General features: G+C 45.8%; 25 protein-coding genes. 10 read left to right on the forward strand and 15 right to left on the reverse strand.

Annotated elements, in window-relative coordinates; all coding sequences use genetic code 11:
- On the forward strand, window positions 1-1,185 hold the full coding sequence (locus FCL46_RS21100; RefSeq protein WP_167505977.1) for a DUF1254 domain-containing protein: 1,185 nt from the start codon (window positions 1-3) through the stop codon (window positions 1,183-1,185).
- Between the two features lie 208 nt (window positions 1,186-1,393).
- Here FCL46_RS21100 and FCL46_RS21105 read toward each other — a convergent pair whose 3' ends face one another.
- The 3 genes from FCL46_RS21105 to FCL46_RS21115 all read right to left on the reverse strand — a co-directional run bounded on the left by FCL46_RS21105 (window position 1,394) and on the right by FCL46_RS21115 (window position 2,872).
- Window positions 1,394-1,858 carry a tyrosine-type recombinase/integrase gene (locus FCL46_RS21105; RefSeq protein WP_136809042.1) on the reverse strand — a complete coding sequence of 155 codons (465 nt, stop codon included), beginning with the start codon at window positions 1,856-1,858 and terminating at the stop codon, window positions 1,394-1,396.
- 78 nt (window positions 1,859-1,936) lie between these two features.
- Complete coding sequence (locus tag FCL46_RS21110; RefSeq protein ID WP_136809041.1) at window positions 1,937-2,209, reverse strand: phage integrase N-terminal SAM-like domain-containing protein; 273 nt, start codon at window positions 2,207-2,209, stop codon at window positions 1,937-1,939.
- Between the two features lie 447 nt (window positions 2,210-2,656).
- Window positions 2,657-2,872, reverse strand: a complete 216-nt coding sequence (locus FCL46_RS21115) for an RND transporter (RefSeq protein ID WP_136809040.1) — start codon at window positions 2,870-2,872, stop codon at window positions 2,657-2,659.
- A 474-nt stretch (window positions 2,873-3,346) separates the two neighbouring features.
- Between FCL46_RS21115 and FCL46_RS21120 the strand changes: the two genes are divergently transcribed.
- The 8 genes from FCL46_RS21120 to FCL46_RS21155 all read left to right on the forward strand — a co-directional run bounded on the left by FCL46_RS21120 (window position 3,347) and on the right by FCL46_RS21155 (window position 10,567).
- Window positions 3,347-5,356, forward strand: coding sequence for a monovalent cation:proton antiporter family protein (locus FCL46_RS21120; RefSeq protein ID WP_136809039.1), 2,010 nt, complete (start codon window positions 3,347-3,349; stop codon window positions 5,354-5,356).
- A 437-nt stretch (window positions 5,357-5,793) separates the two neighbouring features.
- On the forward strand, window positions 5,794-6,228 hold the full coding sequence (locus FCL46_RS21125) for a MarR family winged helix-turn-helix transcriptional regulator (RefSeq protein ID WP_136809038.1): 435 nt from the start codon (window positions 5,794-5,796) through the stop codon (window positions 6,226-6,228).
- A gap of 159 nt (window positions 6,229-6,387) precedes the next feature.
- Window positions 6,388-6,963, forward strand: coding sequence for a flavin reductase family protein (locus FCL46_RS21130; RefSeq protein ID WP_136809037.1), 576 nt, complete (start codon window positions 6,388-6,390; stop codon window positions 6,961-6,963).
- A gap of 33 nt (window positions 6,964-6,996) precedes the next feature.
- The gene (dmpI, locus tag FCL46_RS21135) at window positions 6,997-7,197 is read left to right on the forward strand and encodes a 4-oxalocrotonate tautomerase DmpI (protein ID WP_136809036.1); all 201 of its coding nucleotides are present in this window, start codon (window positions 6,997-6,999) and stop codon (window positions 7,195-7,197) included.
- Between the two features lie 22 nt (window positions 7,198-7,219).
- Window positions 7,220-7,789 (forward strand): flavodoxin family protein, encoded by a 570-nt coding sequence (locus FCL46_RS21140; protein WP_167505976.1) that lies wholly within the window; start codon window positions 7,220-7,222, stop codon window positions 7,787-7,789.
- A gap of 223 nt (window positions 7,790-8,012) precedes the next feature.
- A complete protein-coding gene (locus FCL46_RS21145; protein ID WP_136809034.1) occupies window positions 8,013-8,546 on the forward strand; it encodes a nitroreductase family protein in 534 nt (177 codons plus the stop codon).
- Between the two features lies 1 nt (window position 8,547).
- Window positions 8,548-9,399 (forward strand): SMP-30/gluconolactonase/LRE family protein, encoded by an 852-nt coding sequence (locus tag FCL46_RS21150; RefSeq protein WP_136809033.1) that lies wholly within the window; start codon window positions 8,548-8,550, stop codon window positions 9,397-9,399.
- A 556-nt stretch (window positions 9,400-9,955) separates the two neighbouring features.
- Window positions 9,956-10,567: a hypothetical protein gene (locus FCL46_RS21155; protein WP_136809032.1), complete on the forward strand. Its 612-nt coding sequence runs from the start codon at window positions 9,956-9,958 to the stop codon at window positions 10,565-10,567.
- A gap of 397 nt (window positions 10,568-10,964) precedes the next feature.
- Here FCL46_RS21155 and FCL46_RS21160 read toward each other — a convergent pair whose 3' ends face one another.
- The 3 genes from FCL46_RS21160 to FCL46_RS21170 all read right to left on the reverse strand — a co-directional run bounded on the left by FCL46_RS21160 (window position 10,965) and on the right by FCL46_RS21170 (window position 15,787).
- On the reverse strand, window positions 10,965-11,774 hold the full coding sequence (locus FCL46_RS21160) for a transporter family protein (RefSeq protein ID WP_136809031.1): 810 nt from the start codon (window positions 11,772-11,774) through the stop codon (window positions 10,965-10,967).
- A gap of 66 nt (window positions 11,775-11,840) precedes the next feature.
- Window positions 11,841-13,442, reverse strand: a complete 1,602-nt coding sequence (locus FCL46_RS21165; RefSeq protein WP_217909481.1) for an amidohydrolase family protein — start codon at window positions 13,440-13,442, stop codon at window positions 11,841-11,843.
- 485 nt (window positions 13,443-13,927) lie between these two features.
- Window positions 13,928-15,787: an amidohydrolase gene (locus FCL46_RS21170; protein ID WP_136809029.1), complete on the reverse strand. Its 1,860-nt coding sequence runs from the start codon at window positions 15,785-15,787 to the stop codon at window positions 13,928-13,930.
- A gap of 182 nt (window positions 15,788-15,969) precedes the next feature.
- On the opposite strand from FCL46_RS21170, the gene FCL46_RS21175 reads away from it, so the two are divergent.
- Window positions 15,970-16,221, forward strand: coding sequence for a hypothetical protein (locus tag FCL46_RS21175; RefSeq protein ID WP_136809028.1), 252 nt, complete (start codon window positions 15,970-15,972; stop codon window positions 16,219-16,221).
- Window positions 16,222-16,640: 419 nt separating this feature from the next.
- On the opposite strand, the gene FCL46_RS21180 is transcribed toward FCL46_RS21175, so the two are convergent.
- The 9 genes from FCL46_RS21180 to FCL46_RS21220 form a co-directional block, all read right to left on the reverse strand.
- Entirely contained in the window at window positions 16,641-17,507 is an 867-nt protein-coding gene (locus FCL46_RS21180; protein ID WP_136809027.1) for a hypothetical protein, read from the reverse strand.
- A gap of 324 nt (window positions 17,508-17,831) precedes the next feature.
- Window positions 17,832-19,058 (reverse strand): hypothetical protein, encoded by a 1,227-nt coding sequence (locus FCL46_RS21185; protein WP_136809026.1) that lies wholly within the window; start codon window positions 19,056-19,058, stop codon window positions 17,832-17,834.
- 35 nt (window positions 19,059-19,093) lie between these two features.
- A complete protein-coding gene (locus tag FCL46_RS21190; protein WP_167505975.1) occupies window positions 19,094-20,338 on the reverse strand; it encodes a carbohydrate porin in 1,245 nt (414 codons plus the stop codon).
- Window positions 20,339-20,351: 13 nt separating this feature from the next.
- On the reverse strand, window positions 20,352-20,621 hold the full coding sequence (locus FCL46_RS21195; RefSeq protein WP_136809024.1) for a Kazal-type serine protease inhibitor family protein: 270 nt from the start codon (window positions 20,619-20,621) through the stop codon (window positions 20,352-20,354).
- 181 nt (window positions 20,622-20,802) lie between these two features.
- Entirely contained in the window at window positions 20,803-21,468 is a 666-nt protein-coding gene (locus FCL46_RS21200; protein WP_136809023.1) for a DUF3299 domain-containing protein, read from the reverse strand.
- 71 nt (window positions 21,469-21,539) lie between these two features.
- The gene (locus tag FCL46_RS21205) at window positions 21,540-23,060 is read right to left on the reverse strand and encodes a metal-dependent hydrolase family protein (protein ID WP_217909482.1); all 1,521 of its coding nucleotides are present in this window, start codon (window positions 23,058-23,060) and stop codon (window positions 21,540-21,542) included.
- Window positions 23,061-23,113: 53 nt separating this feature from the next.
- A complete protein-coding gene (locus tag FCL46_RS21210; protein ID WP_136809022.1) occupies window positions 23,114-23,788 on the reverse strand; it encodes a DUF3299 domain-containing protein in 675 nt (224 codons plus the stop codon).
- Between the two features lie 43 nt (window positions 23,789-23,831).
- The gene (locus FCL46_RS21215) at window positions 23,832-25,109 is read right to left on the reverse strand and encodes an ABC transporter permease (protein ID WP_217909483.1); all 1,278 of its coding nucleotides are present in this window, start codon (window positions 25,107-25,109) and stop codon (window positions 23,832-23,834) included.
- Window positions 25,106-25,900, reverse strand: a complete 795-nt coding sequence (locus FCL46_RS21220) for an ABC transporter ATP-binding protein (RefSeq protein ID WP_136809021.1) — start codon at window positions 25,898-25,900, stop codon at window positions 25,106-25,108. Before FCL46_RS21220 ends, FCL46_RS21215 begins: the two co-directional genes overlap by 4 nt.

A 25,900-nucleotide genomic window follows, 5' to 3' on the forward strand; every position in this document is an offset into this window, starting at 1 on the left:
TTGGAAAAACAATATCGAGTCAGCATTATCATTGCCACGCTTATTGCAGCCATAATGGGAGGGGCAACAGTCACAAAAACAGCTATTGCTGCTCCTCAGCGCCCAAGTGATGCTGACCTAATGGCCTTCAAAGTATATCATCATACCATTTACAAGGTGACCACCACGAAACAAGTTGGGGGCACTAATAAATTATTACACACAACCGAACTTCCAACTGAAGGTACGGACCCTGTGGTGACGCCCGCACTGGATCACCTTTATACTAAAGCTGTTTTAGACTTGACAGAAGGGCCGGTGATATTGGAGCTACCGGTGGTAGAAAAGGAGCGCTATTTCTCTATCCAAATTATGGATCAGGAGCACTACACCATTTATGATGAAATACAGCCTTCAGGGAAATACGTGTTTGTGCGTAAAGGGAAAAACATGAAAGTTCCCAAAGAGGCAAGGGTAATCGAGAGCCGAAGCGACTATCCGCACCTCTTAATCCGTATTCAGGTCTATGATGACGCAGACAGAGCCAATATCCCACCTATCCAAGAAAAGATTAAACTGATAGGAGAAAGTAATGCACCCCTGTCTACTGATGCCCCTGTGAAATTCTCCTTGGAAAACCATGATGTTTATCCCCAAAACAAAGCATTATTGGAGTCTGCGGTAGGATTTACAAAAGAAGATTACCTTCGTGTAAGCAAGTATGTCGGAGAGATTGCTCCTCAGTTTAGTGTGACCGGTAATACCGGTATGTTCGGTCCTATCGACAGCACAGAGCCTAAATCTAATGACCCAGTCTACCGAGCTGCAGGTATTGTTGGGCACCTTGGATTTCCCATCCATCATGCATTTTACAAGCCCTATTTCACCAATTGCGAAGAGGAAGTGTTAAACGGCAGCAAACCCGAAGTGTTTGTTTTTCCTTACGAGCCCAAAGGAGTTGAGCTGTTTTGGTCAGTAACCCGCTACAGTGCTTTGACCCGAAACACCATTCCTGGAAAAAACGATCTTTTTAACGCATACAACACCGAACCGGACGCAAATGGAAACATTACTGTTACATTCAGTGTCGAGGACCCTAAAGACGGCACTTACTGGATGCCTGTGAATGCTGACGAACCTTATTACTTTGTGGTTCGTTACTACAAGCCTGATGTGGATCAACTTCCACCAAAGCCCTGTAAATAGTAGACCTAACCAAAGAACCAAGCGCTCAACACGGGCGTGGGTGATCCTGCGTCCGTGAGCTTACTCTTAACATTGCCAATTCCAAGATATTAACTCTTTGCAACCCTCGAAAGTATAGATTCTCCCTGTTGCTCTCAACCTGGCAGTATTATTGATTACAGATGGGGAGGTTGGTCCTATTACCGCTCCCCATCAATTTTCTCGGGATTTAACCATAAAGTGTCTCGATCCACCTGATTGCTTCAGAATCATTCACCTTGCCCAGATACTTCTGTGTTGTCGACAAATCAGCATGCCGCAAAATCACTTTGCTGACAATTTCAAGAGGAGTACCAGATCGGGAAGCATAGGTTGCAGCATGTCGCCTGAGATCATGAGGTCGTAATTCAATATCAACGAGCTTGCCTGCTTTCTTGACCATCGACCATGCTGCGACATAGGAAATCGGAAAAATTCTCTCACTGCTATTGTAATTATTGGCTCTCACGTAGTCGTTTAACCTTAGCAATAATTTCCGTGGAACATAAACTGTCTCCCCAACTCGACCGCTTTTCGGGTTCTGGACGGCCAGAGTTCTCTCCTGGATATCAGCTGGTTTGAGGTTTAGAACTTCTCCTATTCTCATCCCTCCCCTGGCCATTAGCTCAAGCATAATCCTGTTACGGATGTTCATGGTCCGGAAGATAATCTCATCGATCGTTTCTTTATCTATTATTTGCCATTGAATGGTTTGGGAGCGTTTGAAAATCTTTTAAATAACCGCAGTATTGCAGGGGTTCATCAGGGCGGGTAATGCGTTGTTGATGCTGAAGTTGTAGAAAGAAGAAAGAACAGAATAGCGGTTTCTCTTTGTCGCCTGTTTGTTGTTTTTGGTCAGGGATAGAAGAAACGCCATCACCTCTTCCTGTGAGATACTAGCGAGATCACGTTTATCAAACTGTGCAGTAAAACGGGAAAGAACAAACTCGCAGGTCTTAATGGTATTTTTTTTTGGAGTTAGCTCGGTGATACTGCAGATGGAAATCGACTGCTTGTGAAACTTTCATAGTGCACCTCCTGATAGAGTGAGTATTGGGCAGAAATTGCCACATTTAATGATACTCCAGATGCAGGGTTGATGTCAGGAGGAGGGGTGATGGGCTAACAGGAACTAACATCAATTCGCCCTGACAGACACTTGTTTTAGCTTGCAAATTGTAAGGTCCGACGATTGGTCGATGATCCTGTGTAATTTATAGCAGTATTCTGCGATTGTGTTGGGCAGATTATGAGAATCCCGTTTCTTATGCAGCAAAATTTAAGCTCTTCAGTGGATACTTCTGCCTAAAATTTGAAAGTATAGGGTAGGTACGACAGCTTTGGCCCAAATCTATTTAGTCGTAGATTGCGCCTATAAAACTCCTCTAAGAGACGGCGAAAAGAAAAGGCCATCATCTCTCGAAAACCAGTTGCAGTATTGCCTGGATGACTACTATCGAACGCTACTGCGTCCCATTTTCATAACAAGAAGTGCCATTGGGCTTGCATGCATAACTAAATCAAAGATATCAATAGATTTGTTCAGGTTGCCACTGACAAGCATCCCTAGCTTTTCGATGAGATGCGGTGCAGGTGTAAATGGAGCAAGCCCCAAAGTTAACGACAGAATTACAAGTACGGAAAAAGGTATCTTATCTAGCCAGGACATTTTTGCTATTTCTCTTTCTTACCAAGAATTAATCGTATCAAATCTTCACCGTTTGTTGATCTGACTTTACCTGTTGTAATAAACCTTGTCGAACAAGCCCGTCAACAAATTCTTTTATAAACTTGACGTAGTGTTTTTCATTGCACAAAACTATCTTGGCTACAATTTACCTGGCAACAAGGGACAGTGGGTTGTGGATGGGGTGTTGTCTAAGAATCATTATTTAAGGTCAATCATGATCATTAAATCAGAACTCTTTCTTTTCTAAAAAGTTAAAAGGTGCTCCTGATTAGAAACAGGAACAAGGTCAGGTTGGAGGGCCGGTTGCATTTACATGTGTTTTCTACTGGCAACCTTAACCGCAGGCAATTGAGCAATAAAATACGTCCATTTTTCAAATGTACAGAGGGTGATGCTATACTAAGTTAATATCCAAGCCGGTACCCTGCATGGCATGAGAGCCAAGGAAAACACATGGAACTACTTTTGCTTACTGATATTGTCATTATTTTTGGGTTAGCCGTTACCGTCCTGCTGATATTCCATTATCTCAGTCTTCCATCTATTGTCGGACTGCTTCTAACCGGTATCCTGGCAGGTCCACATAGTTTCGGACTAGTTGGGGCAGTTCACGAAGTCGAGATGCTTGCTGAAATAGGGGTCATATTGTTGCTCTTTTCTATTGGAATAGAGTTTTCATTCAAAAAGCTCATTGAAATAAAAAAACAGGTTGTTGTTGGCGGATCTCTCCAGGTAGGCCTGACTATTGTTGCAGTTTTTTTGATTTCCAATCTCTTTGGTCTATCAACAGCCGATGCAGTGTTTATTGGTTTCCTGATAGCATTATCCAGTACAGCTATCGTTCTCAGACTGATTCAGGAAAGGGCTGAAGTTGACACCCCTCATGGCAAAACTGGCCTGGGAATTCTGCTTTTTCAAGATGTTATCATCGTTCCGATGATCCTCATAACTCCCCTGCTGGCGGGAATTAAACCTAACACAATCGATTCTGAAGTTCTTACCGTTTTCGCCAAAGGCATTTCAATAGTCATTCTGATTCTGGTTGCATCAAGATGGCTGATGCCCTGGCTCTTGCACCAAGTTGTTCGTACACGCAGTAAAGAATTGTTTCTGCTTAGTATTGTCGCCATATGCTTCGCCATAGCCTGGCTCACTGCAAGTGCCGGACTGTCGCTTGCACTGGGAGCGTTTATCGCGGGATTGATCATTTCTGAGTCCGAGTACAGCCACCAGGCACTTGGCAATATCCTTCCTTTTCGAAACGTATTTACCAGTTTCTTCTTTGTTTCGATCGGTATGCTGTTGGATACCAGTTACCTTTTCAATAATTTGCCTATTATCCTGGTGGCCGCTGGCGGAACTCTGATTTTGAAAGCAGTGATTGCCAGCTTTGCTGTAATGCTCATGGGAATGCCTCTTCGCTGTGGAATCCTGACAGGCCTGTCTATTTGTCAGGTGGGAGAATTTTCATTCATTCTATCTAGGACCGGAGTAAATCACGGACTTATTGCCAACTATTACCAACTGTTTCTGGCAGTGGCTGTCCTGACGATGGCTGCCACACCCTTCATCATCGCATTTGCACCACGTTTTGCTGATAATTTTCTCCAGGCTCCACTTCCTCAAAAACTAAAAACCGGGCTATGGCCTTTACCGGAAGATAATAACCTTACAAAACTGGAGAAACATCTGACCATTATCGGTTTTGGCTTAAACGGTCGAAATGTTGCCTATGCAGCTAAAATGTCGGGCATCCCATACAAAATTATCGAATTGTCATCTGATATCGTTAGGTCAGAACGGGAAAAGGGAGAGCCAATTTTTTATGGCGATGCCATTCATAAAGAAGTCCTGCAGCATGCCGATATTGAGGATGCGAGAGTGGTTGTTGTAGCCATTAACGACCCGACCGCCACCCGAGAAATTGTCGAAACTATCAGAAATCTGACCGAAAAAGCCCATCTCATTGTTCGTACCAGGTATCTTACGGAAATGAAGCCGCTCTATGATTTGGGCGCCAATGAAGTAATCCCGGAAGAATTTGAAACATCGGTGGAAATTTTTTCACGTGTCCTGGCTAATTATCTTGTACCAAGGGATGAAATAGACAAGCTTGCCATTCATCTCAGATCTGACGGATATGAGATGTTCCGTATGCTCCCAGGAAAATCATCTTTGCTCTCAAAAATAGACCTTCACCTCCCGGATGTTGAAGTTGCCGCCATCCGCATTGAAGAGAATTCACCAGTGGTGGGCAACACACTGCTCAATCTTGAACTGCGGAAAAAACATGGTGTGACGGTTCTCGCTGTGCGACACGATTCTCAAACCTTTTCCAATCCTGAAGTGGATGCACCTTTTTGTGTAGACGATATTCTTTATGTAGTCGGCACACCGGAAAAGCTGGCTGATATTAGACCATTGTTCAAGCAGGATGAGAAGTCAGATAACACAGTAAGTTGACTTTGCAAGGATTTCTCCTGGTAACCTCAACAATTGTGCAAAGAACAGAGGGTAGGATTGTTCCTGTATACCTTCAGAGCCGGACCATCCTCGGGAAACTCCACTCACCAGACAGGAGCTACCGCATCCTCACAGGACGAGTGTAAAATTTCAGATTTGCTTAAATGGTTAACATTTCCGATACTATCCTATTGAATTTCCAATGAAATGATATTCCCGCAAATAAACAGTAGTAGCATCAAACTGATAAGGTTGACTAATTCTAGAACATTAGAATAGCCAACCTGAATGGTTATTGGATCTATGCTTCTCATATACACTGTTTAATGTAAGCTGATCATCTCATCTATAGCTCCCTGATAGATGCCAATCGGAAAGATATTTCTTGACGTTCACCACAACATAATATATTTGTATGTGCAACTAAGGAGTCAGGTATGGAATGCACTAAATCAAATCCGTTAGAATGTTGTCTTTTTTTTACAGCCAATTCCCTTGCCCGTGACATAACACGGATGGGAGAAGAGGAATTTGCAAGCATTGGCATGACACCGTCCTATGCCTTTCTGATGATGCTTGCCATTGAATCTCCAGGTATTTCGCAAAAGGAAATTTCTCAAAAGATGAACATGGCACCATCAACGGTCTCACGGTTTATTGATGCCTTGGTGAAAAGAGGGATTTTGCAAAAGGAAGGGCAGGGGCGTATGACCTTTATCCACCCTACCGATAAAGGTTTGCAACTCCAAGAGAGTATAAAGGAAGTTTGGAAGAACCTCTACGAACGATACAGTATCATCCTTGGTAAGGAAAATGGGGATGAATTGACCCGTCTTTGCCTGGAGGCAAGTAGAAAGTTGCAACAGGAATAGTTGTAATTTATCCGAACCATCACTTGTATGCACAACTAACACTCAACATTCCTAGAGACACAAGTAAGCATTAAGAAATGAATACGGAGATAATTCGAGAACTAACGGCATGTATGTCCATATTTGCATGCACAACTTACTGATGAAAGGAGAATACAAATGAAACGTGTAGCTATTGGCGGAAAAAACGCTCTCTATCCCTCGTTAACAACAATAGTCGGAGCCGAGGTCGATGGAAAACCGAACTGGATTACTATTGCCCACGTCGGGATCATGAACCACTCATACGGTGAAGTACCACAGTATCTTTCCATAGGTCTTCACTCATCACATTATACAAATAAGGGAATTCACGAGTATGGAGAGTTCAGCATCAACATTCCCTCCCAGGCAATGCTCCAGATTACCGATTATGCCGGACTTGTAACTGGAGAAAAGGTTGATAAAAGCGAACTCTTTCCATTGGAGAGCGGCAGCCTGAACCATGCACCGCTCATTGCCAACTGCCCTGTATCCATGGAGCTGAAACTTTCACAAACCGTCAATATAGGCCAACATGAAATTTTCATCGGCGAGGTGGTAAACACATATATTGATGAAGCATGCCTGACAGACGGCAAACCTGACTTGGCCAAGATAGATCCCCTTCTCTTTGACTTCATGATGATTGACTACTGGTCAATCGGCAAACGAACGGGAAAACCGTGGAGAGATGGAAAATCACTTAAAAAATAGAACACGACACACAATAATCAGGAGAAGACGACAATGCCGGTAATCACGTATCAAGGCGCTCACCTCAGCACAGAAATGAAAAAAGAACTCATAGAAAAACTAACTGCTACCGCAGTTGAAATAACACAGACTCCCTCCAATTTTTTCACTGTCATCATTCAGGAATTCAGTGATGAAAATCTCGGTGTTAATGGAGAAAGTGTATCAGATATTAAAGCTCGTTTACATGGCTAACCTACCCCCCAAAGAGGTCCTAATGAAGATAATAGGAATTAACGGAAGTCCACGTCTAAAAGGAAATACCGCCCAGTTGCTTGATGAAGCCTTACAACAAGCCGAGAATAATGGCGCCGCAACCACAACCTATAACCTTAACCGGTTGAATCTCAAAGGTTGCCAAGGATGTTATAAATGTCGTGAGATCGGCAGAGAAGGAACCTGTGTTTTGAAAGATGACATGAACCAGATCCTTGAGGAGATCCTCTCAGCCAATGCTGTGGTACTCGCCTCACCTGTTTACATGTGGCAAATGACAGCCCAGACAAAGATTTTCACAGATCGCTTGATGCCTTTGCTAAAGCCCGATTACTCTTCCAGGCTTAGTGGCCAAAAATTGTTATCCATTTATACGCAAGGCCAACCTGATCTGGAAAAATTCAAACAGTATTTTGATTATGTGAATGCCATGTTCTCCTTCCTGGGATTCAGAACCCAGGAACCGCTGGTCGCCGGATGGTTACGGGATGTCAATGATATACATGAGCAACCCGAAGCTAAAGAAAACGCACGTAAAGCTGCAGAGAACCTGATACTTGCCGACTGGTAACTGACCATGCCTAGTGTCATGTCATGTGTCAGATGTCGTAATCATGTGAAGCTTTTTCTCTTCCTGCGAGGCACGAGTGATGGAGGATAGCAGCGCTATGTAACAGAACCAGTAACGAAGTCAGAAAGTGAAAAGGGCGAACAGGATTAGACATCTGAGGCATGACAGGACACTAGGGTGATCCCATCAAGAATCCAACTTATTCACCCAAGGACTAGAAAAAATGAACGAGTGTATAAATGTCATCCTGAAACGGGGAAGTGTCAGAAATTATACTGAACAGACTGTTTACGCTGAACAATTGGAATTATTGGCGCGAGCAGCAATGGCCGCTCCATCTGCCGCCAACAAACAACCATGGGAGTTTATTATAATAACAGACCATGAGAAACTGAATGAATTGGCAGAGAAGCTACCCTATACCAAAATGACGAAGAAGGCTTCAGCTGCAATGGTAGTCTGCGGTAACATCAACAGAGCATTGGCTGACTGGGAGCAGGACTTTTGGATTCAGGACTGTTCGGCGGCAACCCAGAACATTCTGCTGGCTGCAGAGGACATTGGATTAGGAGCAGTTTGGACGGGAGTTTACCCTTCAGAAGAACGAGTTAAAATCGTATCCGAAATACTTGCTCTGCCAAAGCATCTCATACCTCTGAATCTTATTCCTGTTGGGTATCCAGTGACTCCACTCAAATATTTAGAAAAATTTGATCCTACACGAATTCACTGGAATTCATGGGAAAAGGAAAAATAAGATGAGATCTTTTTACCGCTACCTGATCTTTTTAAGTTTCGCCGCCCTACTTCCGGTGATAGTAATGGCGCAACCCAGCGACATTCATCAGACACAAACAATTTTTACAATGCCTAAAGGACATTTTTTCGAGAACATAGCCTCAGGGCCTGACGAAGCATTCTACCTAACTGATTACACTGGCAAAGCTATCTATCGGTATACAACCGAGAGCGGCTTGACACTGTTCAAGACTACTGATGGTCATCCAGTTTCCCTGCGTTTTAATAAGGATGGCGATGGATTGCTTGTTGTTCACAGAATACCGATCCGTGCCGGTCCCTCCTTTACGAAGTCCATGGCACTGTACCGGATCACCATCCAAGGAGATATCTCATTTCTAAAAGAGGTACCTGAAGCATCCTTTCTCAACGGGATGACAATGCTGGATGAGCATACTTTTCTCATTGGAGATGCTATCAAGGGGATTATTTGGAAAATCAATATACAGGATGGCTCTTTTGGTATATGGCTTAAAAGTGACGCCCTCACTCAGCAGACACTTGGTGGCCATATTCCCGGTGTCAACGGAATCCAGATTTACGGAGACGATTTTTATGCAGCAAATGGTGATCGAGCACAAATTCTCCATGCGGGCATAGACCCGCAAGGAAAACCTGCAAGACTTACAATCTTACATGAAGATATCGTGGTTGATGATTTTGTGGTCGATGAAAACAAGACCATCTATGCAACTACCCACGGTAATGATGTCCTCAAGGTCGAACCGGACGGCACCATTATTCTCCATCGCTGGCAAGGAACACGATGTAACCGGCAGTACGGCTGCACAATTTGGCACTGCTCTGGGTGATCGCCAATCCCTGTATATCGTCACCGATGGTGGCCTGATTTTTGGAGAAGATACCGGGGCGAAGCTGGTTCGTATTAAGTTGCCGTAGTGTTTGCTTGACGTCGTCCCTGTTCCAGAAACTGCGGCCACTCTGTAATAGGAAGGACAAGAGTTTACCAGAATATAATGAGCAAGAGTTGACACAGAGATTTGTTGGCAAGGATTTGGCGGGGTTCTCTCAGAAAGCCTACAATTTGTCTGTCCTGAAAGGTGTAGTATAGTGCAAACTCAGATTGAAGATTTACACTGCCTTTCCCTTTAGCTTGAGCTTCTTCCTGTATCCCTGCCCCTCTGATACCGTTACCTCAAGCAAAAACTCTACGGAAAAGTCACTCTATTTCAGATGATCCGGGTTGTTATTCTCTATTCATTCCGGTCAAACGCTGTTGCTGCTATAATACTACAATCAGGGAAAAAGGTGTTGTATACATATTACGTAATTTTGAACAGTTAACTCAACCATAAAACTTGAAAGGTTAAGTTTTTTTAATTTTCAAAAGAACAGGGGAGTTTTAAAATGGTGCAACTAGGAAAGATTCAAAAACCAGATGTATCTGAATTTACTGGAAAAAGAAAACTCTATTGTATTGCGAATATTTATTCTTTTGAAGATGCGCCGGATGAATTTAACAAGCTCATTGAACAATACTGGTATGAGGTGATTCAGCATATAGAAAAGATTGAAATAGCAGGGAAGATAGAGAAGATTTTTTGCGAAACGATTTATCAGCATGGAGATGAGGCCCTTAGTGTATTATCGAAAATAAATATCCACCTTTCAAGAATTATTGAGAAGAAGATGAAAGAAGGTGCAGCACTGTTACCTTTGGAAAGTAGGGAAATACTGGGACCATATACTGATTGGGGAAACTGCTTAAGTGTTGTGTTTACAAACGAGGTATTCAATAAAGTTTTAGAATTCTACAAAGAGTATTCAGAAAAGAGACTTCGTCACATGTTTGATACTATAGAGGAAAACCTCTCCGAAGCAGAAGCAGGGCTGTTAATAATGAAAGACGAAGAAAGGGCTAAGTTTGAATTTCCAAAAGATATAGAAGTGTTTCTAATCACTCCACCATCATATGATGATATCATGACATGGTTGAGAACAACTCATGCAGCAACCTGATTCATCAATGAAAAAGAAAGAAGGTGATACGTAATCGCTTTACAGGCAGGTGGGCCATAGGTCAGATTTCCGTTTTAATCAGGAACAAGCCTCTATAAGCAACATAAACATTCCCCCCGGCATCTCGTTCCTGATGGCCGACGCTCCGCATAATTAATTCAGTAGCATCCCAAACCAGGTTGACCTTATAGTTCCTGTATCTCTACAAAGGAAGGGGACAGGAAGAACCTATAGGTGAATGGATATGTTGATTTCTTGTAACGTTGAGATGACAAGAATAAATTCCATTACGAGTATCAATGCAGCTATACATACCAGTGGGCAAACTTCTCTTTCCATTTTAATACATGTATTGTTGAAGCATCATCATCTGGTCAAGTAGATTTGCCGCAATAAACTATTTTGGAAACAGCAAGGTGATAACCGCGCGAAAGGCCAGGCCCTCTGGTCCGCTGTCTGGTGATTCTGCCCAGTACCGTAAGCCACCTGAAAAACTGACGGTCTGCCCACCGATATTTGTCACTTTCGAAACAATCCCAGCAATAGGTATTGACCACTGCTCATTCTCCCAGTCATACGTGTTCTCTGCCTGCAATGTAAAGCTCCATGCCGTTGGCGTTGTATAGGAAAGAAACGGCTGAAGAAATGTTGCATTGATATCGTCGCGGTCGTCATCACCGGAAAAAGACCAGATATGGTTCATAAGAGCACCATAGGTCCAGGGGCCTCGCTGAGCGAGTGCCACTACTGTCGGGCCCACTCCCCATTTGTCGGTAGTCAGCAGGTCATCTGAACCGGTGGGAAAAAGAAATACCGGGCCGGCACCCCAAATCCAGCCATTTTCTGTTGGATTCTTTGGCGAGAAAAACACACTTTGTACAATATCGCCAATACCCGATTGACTGCCCGCACCAGCAAAAATGTCATCCTGATAGACAACAGGCAGGATAGTACGAGAGATAAGGTTCCAGTCCTCACTGATACTAACCGGTACTACCGGCTGGATATTGAGGGTCAACCTTTCACCATCGTCATTTGCGCCAATATTCCTATCATAGTTAAACTGGAACGGTACACTGATCAAAGCCGCCACCGGATTCTGGAGCTGTTTGGCCAGTTCTTCCTCGGTTTTGGCTAGAAGAACAGTGGGGATAGCACAACATATAAGTACAGCAGTAGCGATTGGAGCAATTCTGGAAAGTTTCATATTTTTTTACCCTTACTAATTTTCAATGAGATTACGTATCTGTTGTATACTCCTTTTCAGAAAGGACTATTCTTCAACTTCGTCATCGGAAAAGACATGCGCTCCGCAATTGTCCACCGCAGGCAAGGCAACCGGTATGATTGTTTTCTCGCTGATCCAGCGATTCACATCCACCGGCTTGAACCGTCCATTTTCTTCTACAGGATACCGGATAGGCTGGCCGGGCTTCACGTCCGCCAGCACTTTGGATTTTTTGACTACAACGGTGCCGTTTACGATCACATAGGGAATGCCCGTGGAGGGAAGGCCGTTCTCACCTGCCGTAAAGGTTGAGTTGTCGGTAACTGTTTCTGGATCAAAGATCGTCAGGTCTGCAATTTTCCCTACCTGCACCCGCCCTCTGTCTTTCATATCCTGTAGCCCGGAGTCACCGAGATGCAGGGCCGACCAGTAGCTGAGTTGTGAAAGTTGAAACATCAGGGGCACACTCTGCTCGCGCCCCAGACGTAATGTCCTGGCATGTGTACCGGCCGTGCGTGGATTGCCTTCGTATGCTGAGTAATCGGCGTCCCATGGTAGAAGATTCCCGTCTGCTTCATGCCCGGGCAGGCCGTCATTAGCCACGGCCATGTGCGGCATGGTAAGCCAGTACTTGATCCATTCCTCCCGCCATGGCATGAATATCACGATAGACCGGCTGGGATCACTGGCAACTGTCTCCTGAAAAGTCTCACGAGTAAAAAAGCTGTCTGTCTGAGGGTCAAAGATGGTCTCCTCGTAGCGGTTGCCCTGAATATCTTCCCATACTTCAGAGCGAAGAAAATCCGCAGAAATTGCTGTAGCACCTGAAGCGTATGGATAATGCTCGGACCACATGTTAAGGCCCTTGGCTCGGGCGAGCTGAAGTTTTTCTTCTATTTCCCACCACCCGTAATCGTTGTTATGTTGCACCAGCAGCGGCGCATCGAGAAGATATGCATTGGTAAATACCTCGTCAAAGCCGAGGGCAGCTTCCGTAGGCGGTTCGGAAGAGAGATGAAAACGGGTATGCACTGCTGTAAGGCGTCCATAGCGAGAGGCAACACGCTGGGCCTCGAAAAGGGCATAGGTTGTCAATCCACGGGCCATGTAGGCGGGAACTGCAGCAAGACCAAGAGCTCCCTGCCGCAAATCTTCGTCAAGGAAACGAGACACCTTATTCATCGTTTCAACAGTGTCCTTTGTCATGGCCCAACCTACAACGCCGTCTTCACCTGCGGCATGCATGTAATGGGCTGCGTTGCCCATATCTACTGGCTCGTTCATGGCAATTTCCGGATCATGCACCCTCATCCGGTTCAGCGCATGGCTGGTGGTTGTACCATAATTGACCTGCCATCCGGATTGCGTTTTCCCGTCGTACCACTCTCCGACATGGATTGCGCCGACCTCAAGATCCATAGCAGTGGTCACGCCGTCACGCAGGATCATCTTTATGGTGAAGGGGTCCACTCCATGGACATGGGTGTCGATAAAGCCGGGAGCGATCACAAGACCCTTTGCGTCAATTTTTTCGGTTCCGGTAATTTTATCCGTGGTGATAACTGCTATTCGGCCATTTTTTATGCCCACATTGCTCACTGCATCAAACATAGTCTCCGGGTCCATGACACGACCGTTCAAAATCACAAGATCATAATCCTGTGCAAAGGATATTGAGATTAAGGCGAAGTGAAAAATCAATAGTGTAATTACTCGAAAAATTTTCAGGATCATTCTTTCTCCTTTTAAGGATGATCATTGCACCACTGCAGCATTTATAACCTGGGAGCGTGCACCACTGCAGCATTTATAACCTGGGAGCGTCTACTATCTGCTTATCTGACTGCATCTATTACACAATACTCTCCTGCCGTTGTGTCCATGTACTTTTGCACCTTTTCATTTCACCTCTATTACCTTTGCACAATGGCCCGCGCATAAATCAGCAGGCACAGAGATTTATTATAGACGTTGGAAAACCAGACCATAGCCATATCCTTCTTCAGAGAAACGTAGATGCACTGGCCATTATCCCCGATTTATACGGGTCACTATCTTTAAATACGGTGCCTCATTGATAGGAGGCATGGGAAGGTGACTCTTTGAAGTTCTTAATCATACGGCCGCCAAGATCACTGTCCTGAAGCTGCTTGTATTGCGCCGATAAATACACTCAAGCCATGGTTAAAACAGCCGTCACCGCAAACAGGTTTAAACCCGGTATGTTCATGAAGTATGCACACAGGGTCACTCACTGTCACTCCGAATAATGCTGCACCAGAGAGTGATGCTGCATGAGCTGGTCGTTTGTAAACTGATCGGCCTTCTTTAAACGTTTCCAGCACCTTCAAATCGTCAAGTTGGTCCTCTGGAACCTTCATCGGGTTGCCAGACAAAACAACCAGATCGGCAAGTTTACCAACTTCAATGGAGCCTTTCCGGTCTTCTTCGAAATGTTGCCAGGCTGGCCATATAGTCATTGCTTTCAGAGCAGTATCAACAGAAACACGTTGATGCGCCCCCAATATATCACCGGTACGTGAACGACGTGTAACTGTTGAAGACAATACCCGCATTGAATCAGGAAGAGCTACAGGAGCATCATGATGAGTCCCGAACATCATTCCGCGCTCTGTCAGCCATCCCGTTGGGGAAATATTTTCTGCGCGCACAGGTCCAAGTACTGAGTCACGATGATAATCACCCCAATAGAAGGTGTGCATCGGAAAAAGAGATGGGAAAATTGCGAGTTCTTTCAGTTGATCGACCTGATCTTCTCGTAAAGTCTGACCATGTATTAATACCGGTCTGTTGTGAACATCCGGAAATTTTTCTCTGGCGATCTGAACAGCCTTAATGAACAGATCAATGGCCGCATCACCATTAGCATGACAGAGAATCTGCCAGTTATGAGCAAAGGCCTTTTGAATCGCTTTTAAGGTTTGCTCTTCAGTGATTGCCGGATAACCAACATAATTTTTATCCCTTCCCGGAGGTGGTATAAAATACGGTTCTGTCAGCCATGCTGTTTTCCCCTGGGGAGATCCATCAATGGTGAGTTTGGCACCGCCTATACGATAGCGGTTAGTGTACGTGCCTGTTGGTTCAATATTCTCAACTTCAAGGATGTCTGGATACGCAACCAGATCTATCTTCAGCGCACCGGAGTCAGCAACACGCTTCATTGCATCAAGTGCCGGAGCAGTTGCCCTGCCCTCCTGACCAGTGGTATAGCCATAAGAGGCGAGCATTTTTACCCCTTCGACGACAAACATATCGTTGATATTGGTGTTCAATGATTGTGCGAAAGCACCGGCTAACTGGAAAAATGCGTACTCCTCAGCAACACCGTTTGGTTCTTTGCTATCTTCTTCACGCTGAAAAACTCCACCTGCCGGGTCTTCAGTTGCGGCAGATATTTTGGCAATTTCCAGAGCTTTCGAGTTTGCTACTCCCAGATGGCCGGACTGGTGGACAATGAGAACCGGAATGTCTTTAGATACCAGGTCAAGGTCATGACGAGTCGGATGGCGATTTTCGGCTAATTGAGAATTGTCATAACCAAACCCAATAATCCAGCCAATTTTCTCGATGCCTTCCTGGTTAGCTTTTGCCCAGTCCTGGAGTAGCGTTATAAGTGACTCAATATCCTTTCCATTTCCATCAGGAGGCGGAAGTAAATTTGCGGTGAGAGATTGGAAACCCACTAACCAGGCATGACCATGAGAATCAAAGAACCCTGGAAGCATAGTTTTTCCCAAGAGGTCAACTCGGGTGGTTGTACTCCCTGATTTCTGTAAGACAGTTGCCTCATCTCCAATAGCGACAATCCTGCCTTCTTTTACCGCGATCGCCTCAACTTCAGGCTGTTTGTCATTCATAGTGAGTATCGAACCATTGTGAAAAATAACATCCACAGATTCTGCACCAAATATCGGTTGGGCAAGATTCAGAAAAAACAGTCCAGTTATTAAACCCAATAGAGTCTTCATAAAGTTATCCTTGGTTGATATGGGTAATAAAAGTGCTATAAAACGAAAAGTATCAGAAGGAGTTTTTTGCTTCTCGGCACAAAAACCTAACACACTATACCAGCTAGTCTAGAAATTTCGTAGTACACTGAATGAATATTTCTGAATTATTATGATTTCTGGAGGATTGTAAAAAACTCAAGATGTATATCGATCATCTCTTTAGTCACCTGTATGTCCTCTATCAACCAGGAAATACAAGACTGCCGTTTCTGGATTATCCGGCTTTTCATTCTTTAAAAACCTTGAATAATCGAGTCATTAAGGAAGATCAGGCACTTGAAGCGGGCACTAGAGGTTTTATCAATAAGCCTATGGTTAAAAGTGAAATCGCTGGGATGATTCGTCAAGTACTGGCCAGCAGCAGAGATGCTAACAAAACTATTTCCAGTTAACCTGAATCTTTGATGAAAATTGTGTGGGGGGAGGAAATCTTCAGACTGAGATCACTCACTATTCATTTCAAGAATTCTGCCAGCTTCATCACGAAGTACCAAAATTTATAGAGGACGTACCAGCCGGAGCTCTGTAACGTCCGGATCACATCGATATCATTGATTATCATATCAAGGGACCAATAACCAACATCGTGCAGCACCTTTTTACTGAACACCGCAATGACTCCCACTTGCGAACACATCTGAAACCGAGATCGACCCCATGAAACAGCATTTGGTTCACGCAGTGTGTCACCATCAATACATACCAGATGTAAACTTGTCACCGCTGTTTCACACAAAAGAAAGTCCTGGCAGGACTGCATGCCAGAAGAACAAGTGAATATTTTCAAACGAGATCTCATAAAGAAGCAAACTCAGTTTACTGGAATAACAACGCTCCCCCCTTGTTTGTTATTCGAGTCAAGTAGCGTTATGAGCGTTAGCGCGTATTGAAGAGATCTTTTCGAGAAATGATCAGTTTTATCAATCCAAAACCACATGCCGAGATATTTCACCGCCACATATGCATCTCCAGGATTTTCCGAACCGCTTTGGATCTCCATGAGAGGCAATAAGCCAGACATGTCCTTCTCAGGTATCGGCTTTAAAGGTGGTGCGACCCTTGAACTGATGTGAGTTTCAGGGATTTGCACCCCTGTTGAAAGTGCCACCAAAACTTGTAGTAAAGAACGGCCTTGAATAAAAACATTCTCTTGATTGTGGAAATCTGAATCATTAACAATCCCAAATGAGTTTTTACTTACATCCAATCCTAATCTTTGTTTCAGGTCTCGAAGGTCGCTGCGCTGATTTATGGTCAGTTTTTCAGGAAATATTCTTAGAGTGACAGTTTCTGGTTTCTTTTCATTTTTCCTTATTGAAACTCTCATCGCGTCAGCGGCTTGTAAGACTTTGAGCATCGTAATAAACTGTGCGAACGCGACATCTGTTCGATGCATCACTCCATATTGAGCGCTTGAGTTGAAATTACCACTCACTGATCGAAGTGCGATACGGGAAAGATGATCAGCTGGCCAACCTGACTCGATCAGTGCAAATACAGAAGCAGGTTTAGCAGGTGTCAACATAGCATTGACATAATTTTCTCCTGAAAGTGGTTTGTATAAAATTGTTGGTCTTTCAGCGAATTTTCCTACCCAACCGGCTTCTGCCTGGTCATTTGTCAGAACATCTGAGATTCCACGCTTACCAATAAGCCTTGCAGTACCAGTATGTTCCATCGTATATGCAGTTATGATTTGGTCTACAGTCACAAAAGTTGGCCAATCGCTATATCGTATCCTGACGATATTCAACAAGACCTGTTCTTTCCATGAGTCTCCAACCGCAGTTGTATAATCGAATCGGTCCTTGTACATCATGTCCGGCCCAACCCGCGTACAACCATTTGTGACCAGAAAGAAGACTATTATGCAGAGAATAAAACCACGATGTAATCGCATATGTTGATGCCTCAAGTGCCAAATTAATACACCGATGCTTCATCAAAATGAGAGGAGATATACGTTGTAGCTGCTCAATAATACGTAGTGTTACTGTAAACTTTAATCCCCCAGGCCAATCAGGCTCGCAAGGCCATTTTTCACAACAGGAGCAATATTTAAACTGATCATCCACTCTGGACCAAAGTCGTCAGCTTTCTCAACATAATAATTCACTTCTGCCGAGAGTTTCCATGGTCTACCGTGCCAGACAACAGTCTTACCTGCGTTGATCTGCAACGGTACAGTCCACTGTTCACTCTCCCAATCATAGGTGATTGTTGGACCAGAGCCGACACTCCATCCTCCACCAGGTAGATAGGTGTAAAACACTTGAATTGAGGTGATGTTAATCTGGTTTTCAGTCCAGCCAGCGACATCCCATTGATGACTCGGGAATAATCCAGCAACCCATTTCGGGTTCAATTTCCCGATAAGAAGTTCAGGGCCGAGAGTCCACTGACCAGATCCCAGATCATTAGTAGCAGTGGGCAGTGAGGTGATTATCCCGTAGGCAAACATCAGGCTGCTGTCACTCAATTTGGGGGCATATGCAAGATCAAATGCAATGTCACCAAAGCCTGTTTCTCCTCCGAACCCTCCTGCAAATACTGGTTGATCAACAAGGAACGGGATGGCCGGTCGCCAGATGAGCTTGTCACCATTCTCCAAGACAAAAGGCAGACCTGGCTGAAAAAGCAATGTATAGCTCGATTGATCGTCAGCACCAGGTAAGTCTCCCTCAAACCAGCGTAACTGGTTTTTAAATGTCAAGGTAGCCACGGCGCTATTGGGGTTGGATAGCTCAGCAGCAAGCTCTGCAGCTGAAGGTTTTGCTGCTCCACCTTTATTATCAACTGTTTCGGGTTCTCCGATGGTTATTGCTGCACCGCCAATCACCTCAAATTCTGTCACCTTGCCTGAGACAACCTCACGGGCCCGATATAGCTTTTCGTTATCACTATTACGCTCAAATTGATAACAGGCTATCTCCTGCTCCGCGTTAATACAAACCTGATTGTCTCCTTTCACCTCCCAGGTCCTTGGAATAGTTGCGCCCCAGGCAAACAATGTTCCGGTTCCGTCATGGTTATATTCACCTCTGATGAGGTTTCCATTGGGTAAAGTACGTTGTAGTTTTTTCCCACTCATATACTTATGCAGATTTTCTTTCCCGGTAACAGGTATCCACTCGTTAGCATGTGCAAGTGCTACGAAACAGAAAATGAGTAAAGTGCCTACTGCTATTGGCTTCAAGATTCTTAAGCCCAAGCCTTCGCTTATCGACATGATTAATCTCCTGTTTTTGTTTATCATTGCAGTATTTATAATGCTACGCGAAGCCGTAACCCAAATGCCCACAGATTATCTTCATCATCATTCAACGCCGGGTCTTTGATATATTGAATCGAAGGTGTCACAGCGAGTTCTTTTGTCAGCTGAAGTCTCCAGAACAGTTCTGTTGTATACTGATCGTCTGCACCTGCAAATGATGTCTGATTGGGTTTGCCCCAGTTGAATCCCAGGCCAATAACGCCACGCATGGGAACGGGCTGATACCCGAGACCGACTGTTACTGATTTTTCAAGAAGGCTGCCGCTGTCTTCTGTATAGCCGCCCCGTACAAAAGGAAGCCATTTGTCGTTTATCCAGTTCTGCCAGGAAACATTGATTCCCCAGCCATCGGGTGTGCCGTTGGTACGCTCGTCGATCTGCCAGAAGGTTAGATGAATGTTGTCAAAATAGAGATTGTCCTGATTTGGCGTGAAACCGATTTCAACCCATTTGAAAAAATCACTATCGCTGGCCACTGAATCAAATCCATCAAAAGGTTCGGTCGGATCTGAGTTGGCATCGGCAATTCCTGCCTGAATGTAAATCTTGTCTGTCACCATCCCACCTGCACCGATACCTAGAGTGGCATCGTTGGGAAGGTCGGTAGCAGCCGAACCTGTCGAGAATACAAAGTTATTGAACCCGGTCCATGGACTGGCCATCAGGTAGACATCCACAAAATCGGTAACGTCCAGAAAACCTCCGACGATAGCCCATGTGCCTTTGCTTAAATATTGCTTCCAATAGAGGTTGGTCAGCCGTGTCCCCTGGTCGCTGAACGGCGGCTCAAAAATCCCGGCATAGCCGCTTTCAAACCCTAATGCGCTCGGAGGTATATCAGAATATTTGTGGCGATTCTCAACCTTCCAGTTTAAGCTTCCCTTGTTAGGAGTGCCGCGATTGACCAGATCCCAGAACCCAAAGAAGCGAACCATGCCACTACTTGCAGAATCCTCACCCGGACTTCCGCTGACTCCCATGAACAAAGCAGAATAGTCGAGACTCCAGTTGAAGCCGGTTCTCTCTGCCACGCCGGTTTTCCATTCCTGAATCGGAGCAAAAAGCTTTGATTCGTACAAAGGATTGACCTCTTGGTCCATGTTGATCTGGTTCTCAACCTCATCCGGGCTCAGCAGCGGACTTGTTTTGCTTCCCGATTCGCCTTCTTCTGCCAGCGTAGCAGTAGCAAATGCTGTCAGCAGAAACGTACACAATGCGAATTTTATCATTTTCATCCTTCTCTCCAGTTTATTGCTTCTCACATTCACCATCTACGTATTCAATGACCTCATGGTCAGAGCATGCTGTGCAGCCGTTGGAATACGTTTGATGACTGCCATCCTTCTTTTCTCCACAGACAGGATTATAATCCATGGTGCAAACCTGGGGCCGGGGGTCAGAACAGACAGTATGTTTTTTGTAATCCGATAATTGGTTATGTTGTCCATTAGTTGCAACACAGCCCATGAGGAAGAAAATGGCGAGCACAAACGATGTTATCCGGCTTTGTCTTTTCATTTTCTTCCTCACATGCAGGGTAGAGTTAATTGCGGAACGCTTCTGCGCTCTGCAATGTCGTTAGTTCTAGAGCGTATTCTTATAAATCTTGCCGTCCTTCATGATCAGGTTGATGGTCTCCACACCGTCGCGCGGCGGCGCCTTGTACTATTGATACGTTTAATATCACACAACCTCCCGGTTATTTTTTGTAAAAACCCAGCTTTTCGATATTCGACACAGCCATACTAAACGTCGCATGCATTGGCACCGGCCCGTCGACTACCAGGATTGTACGATTGGTGGGTTCAATTGAAAGTAGTCCCGAAACCCGCACCGGCTGGTACAGTGCCTTGGGCTGCCACTTGTTGGGCAAGCGCAGTCGAACAATCTGGTTTGGCTGCGGTGGCGGCGTATGGCTGCACATACCACGTTCCGGGACCAGGTAGGCCGTTGATGTGCCGTCAGCATCCACGGGTGCAGCAATCACGAAACCGAACAAACTAACCTCGCGGCCATCGACTGCCTTGTTGCCTGAAACTGCAGCACGTTCACGTCGCTCGGCCACGATCCAGCGCTGGGCAATCAGATCATCAACATCAATGCCTTCTTCGGTCAGAGAAGCTGTCTTCCGAGAGAGCTGCTCTTTATCGATTGATTCACCTTGTTCTGCCTTTTCAAGCAGTTGGGCAACCGTAACAAAATTAATCAGCTGCTCTTGTGACAGGTCTCGGTAAGGGTCATCGTAATCCTGTACTGACTGGTCAATGAGTCTTGACCAGTCCATATGCACGATTTCGTCTGCATTGACAGACGAAGCAATAAGCATGATCACAATGGCAGAAATATAAAGAGTAATTGAACGCATATCTCTGTCTCTATCTCCAGGAAAAAACGTAACGGGGCAGCAGCATACGCTGCCGCCCACACGGTTCAGGTTTAAAGTGTGTTCTTGTAGATTTTACCGTCCTTCATGATGATCCGAATCGTCTCGGGGCTTTCCGGACGAGGTTCGGCGTCGAACCATTTGTCACCGGTGCCGATAACTGAGAAATCCTCCAGCGGGTTGCCATCGAGGATGAGTATATCGGCATAGGCACCTTCCTCGATCACGCCGAGCTTGCCCTCGCGATAGGGGTTCGTGAAGTCGCCGGATAGCGCCATGATCTCACCACCGATTGACGTCATCGTAACAAGCGACTGGTAGGGCCCGAAGAACTCGTTGTTGAGGTATTTTTCATAGGCGATCTGGATGTTGCAGGCCTCGACGGAACCGACGCAATCGGTCTGGAAAGCGCGCGGCACTGGGCATTTTTTCATATTTGGGATGTAGTTTGCGAAGGTCGCTGATGCCGATTTCGCCTTGGCCAGGCTCGAGGGCTGGTTGGCGACAGCCGGTATTGTCAGCAAACCAGGATCGAAGGCCGTCAGGTTCGTGGTGATGTAGGCGCCCTTCTCGTTCATGACCTCTGCAATCTCGCAATCGAAGCTGAAGCCATGCTCAATGGTCTTCACGCCGGCATTCAGAGCATTCATGATGGCTTCTTTCCTATAGGAGTGAGCCATCACATAGCTGCCGTACTCGTTGGCAACATGTACCGCGGCTTTGATTTCTTCCGGTGAACCCGCGAGTAGCTGCCAGGGGTCGAACGCTGAGACCACACCGCCCGACTGCATGAACTTCAACTGTGTGGCGCCCATGCGAAAATTGTTGCGACCGTATTTGTAGACGTCATCAACACCGTGGACTTCCTGTGCCATATTTAAACGGCTGAAATTCGTTGGCGAACCTGGTGGGTTCGTGAACGTCCCGAAGTCGGCATGCCCGCCCCGCGTGCCCAGAAATGCTCCAGACGGATAGTACCGCGGCCCCACAATCTGTCCCGAGTCTATGGCCCGCTGCAGGCCACCATTGGCACCACCCGCATCGCGCACCGTCGTGAAGCCCTGCATCAGGTACATCTCGGCCATCCGCGCGCCGTGGATGGCGAAATCCTCCCAGGTCGAGTTCGTCTCCATCGCACCAATCGACGGCCCCATTAACATCAGGTGCGCATGGGCTTCGATGAAGCCCGGGGTCAGCGTACGCCCACCGCCATCGATAACCTTGACCTCAACCTCTTGTTTTGTGGTCTCTGCTCCAGGTTCCATTACAGTGATATCATATACGCTGCCACCAACATCAGAAACAGCTTTCACCTTTCTCTCGCCGCCAGTGGTTATCTCGACTTCGTAGGTGCCGCCGGTGGGGATGTCCTTGCCTATCTTCTTGATCTTGTTTCCGACAACCAGCACATCGTAGTCCATTTTCAGCTGTTCACTGACTCCGTCAAAGATATTGACATCCTTGAAAAGTATGACTTCTGCAGGATATTTGTCTGCAGCCATAGACAGACCAGCAAGTCCAAAACTGGCGACCATCACTCCCACAGACGCATATGACTTCATTTGTTTCAGCATGGTTTTCCTCCTATAGTTTTCATGCCTAATGTTGACTTACAGGCTGGAAGTTTCTACATCCTGTATTTCTCAACAAGGGTGGCCTGTAATTTGTAATTGACGTTAATGTCGTTCGACCCATCCTTGAGGAAGAGGTTTTTGGTTGTGTTTTGGGTCATCATTTCACCGGCAACCCAAACCGGTTCGTACCTGCTTCTGCTTTCAAACGCATTACCTTTATCAAGTACCACATGGACAATTTGATTTGGCGGCGGTGGTGGAGTATGGATGCAGGCCCCAACCCATGGTACCAGTAAAAATTCAGTTATCTTATGATCGGAATATTCCAACGGCAATACGTACCCCGGCATTTTAACTGAGGCACCGTCAAGGTTGGTCACCACCGCACCTGCGCGTTTTTTACGAAGTTCACGAATTTTGCCACGACGAGCAAGCAGGCCATCGATATCAATGCCATCCCTGGTCAGGATGGCTTCAATCTCTGCGAGCTCTTGCATCGTTTCCGGGCTGATCTCTATGCCCGAGGCAATCATATTGCGCACCCTGGCAACGAATCCAAGGTACTCAAGGGTCTCACGGTCCAATGCTGCAAATGGATCGTCAAACTTTACTGAACTGGGAATCAGGTCATCCCACGTCAACTCTCTTACAGTCGAGGCAAAAACAGGCGCCAGTAGCGATAGTGAGAACACCATCAGAACGAGCAATTTGAGTAGCCTATTCGTCATACCCCTATCTCCACATTAAGATCTTTTTCCCATATCAATTTCCTCAGAGCCGCACCGTCATACCGTCTGCCAGCGAAAAACGGTAGATTCGATACCCCGGTACAAGGCCGATGACCACCCCTGCAAAACACATAGACAGCACCACCGCTACCTCACTGAGGGACGGTGCACAGATGGTCATAAACAATCCCAAATAGGTCTCGATGATTGGCCGAACAACAATCAGCAGGCCATAGAGAGCTGCAATACCCAGGATAACACCTACCGTCGCTATGATTGCCGCCTCCCCGACGATAAGGCCAAGGATATGTGCCGGTCGTGCACCAACCGCCCTGAGGATTGCCATTTCTCGCCGTCTTTCGTTGAGGCTGGTCATAATGGCAACCATCATACCGATCAGTCCAACCAGGACGACAAAACCTGATATTGCCAGCAGGGATTTTTCTACTGTCCCAACTATTCTCCAGAGTTCCTGCAGGGCTGCTGCGGGAATAACTGCTGATAACGGTTCGTCCTGGTATTCATTAATTGATCTCTGGACAGCCAAAACATCTCTTCTGGATTGCAGCCCAAGAAAAATTGCACTGATTGAGGGGGATTCAGCTCCACCCAGCTCACTATGACCGTCGTATTCAAGATGGCCGGCAAGGGGATCGTGTTGGTGGCCTTCTGCCATTGTCACTTCTGCATGAATTTCATCGATACCTGTGAGACTGATATGGACAGTCTGGTCAACCGGTGTTCCGGTCCTCTTAAGGATCCCGGAAACAAGAAATGGGTGCTGCTCATGATTGATAAAACTTATATCACCTGAGCCATGGGAAACGACAATCTCACTGCCTACTGAATATCCAAGGGCTTTTGCAATCTCGGCACCAATAACTGCTCCGTGTTCATCAGCAAACCATTTTCCCTCTTCCAGGCTCAGATGCTGCTTACTGCCAAACTGCAGGTGCTTGTAATAATTTTCATTTGTACCAAGAACCCGATACCCTTTATGGGTGTCACCCAGAGAGATGGGGATAGCCCATTTAACCTGGGATGTACCGGCAATTGATTTGTAGCTTTCCCAGCTGATGTTATTAGATGTATCACTGAGCCTGAAGACGGAGGCGAGCAGAAGTTGAACCTGACCGGTGCGAGCACCTACAATGAGGTCCGTTCCCGAAATGGTATTGGTAAATCCAGCCTGCGCCTCATGCCGTATCCTCTCAACAGAGAGGAAGAGTGCAATGCTCAAACTGATAGAAACGATGGTGAGAAAGGTGGTGAACCATCGATTTTTGAGGCTTTTCACCGCAAGGAGCAAAACTGCCATCATTGCACCTCTCTATTTGTAGCGCAAGACGTACCATGAACTGCGTTTATTTCATCAAACATTAAAGCCCGGTCAAACCTGGGAGCGAGTATGGTGTCGTGACTGGCAAAAATCAGACAACTGCCACTTTTCTCGCATTCCTCGAACAGTAAATTGAGAAATGACTCCCTGTTTACCGGATCAAGAGATGAGGTAGGTTCGTCACAAATGATCAGTTCCGGTTGTCCCATGAGAGCGCGTGCAGCAGCCACCCGTTGCTGTTGCCCGACACTTAAGTTTGTTACCGCTCGTTTGAGGATTGATGAATCTCCAAGGCCAAGCCGAGTAAGAATACGTATCGCCTCTGTGGTAATATTTTCTGCGTTATAAAGGGCCCGTTTTCGACGATGTTTTGAGAACAGACAAGGCAGGGTTACGTTTTCTATAACTGATAAATACGGTAATATATTAAACATCTGGAAAATCAGGCCAATGTGATCAGCCCGGAAAGAATCCCGCTCTGCCCCGCTCATGGAATCCAGTTGATTCCCCAGTATGGAGACTGTCCCAGATGCAGCTTTGTTTACTCCTGCCAGAAGGCCTAGAAAGGTTGATTTACCGCAACCACTTGGACCTTCAACAAATAGCTTTTCCCCATGGTTTGCGGTAAATCTTGGTATTTCCAGGGTGGGTGATGTTGCCTTGCGCCAGAAGAATTGGGCATTCTCGATCTCAACGGTAGTGCTGCCCTTTTGTGAAGTTGTACCTGAGACGGCGGATCGTAATCGCGCTGATGTGTTGAGTGCTGCAAGCAT

Origin of the sequence: Desulfosediminicola flagellatus (genome assembly GCF_005116655.2) — a bacterium.
GTDB lineage: Bacteria > Desulfobacterota > Desulfobulbia > Desulfobulbales > Desulfocapsaceae > Desulfopila > Desulfopila flagellata.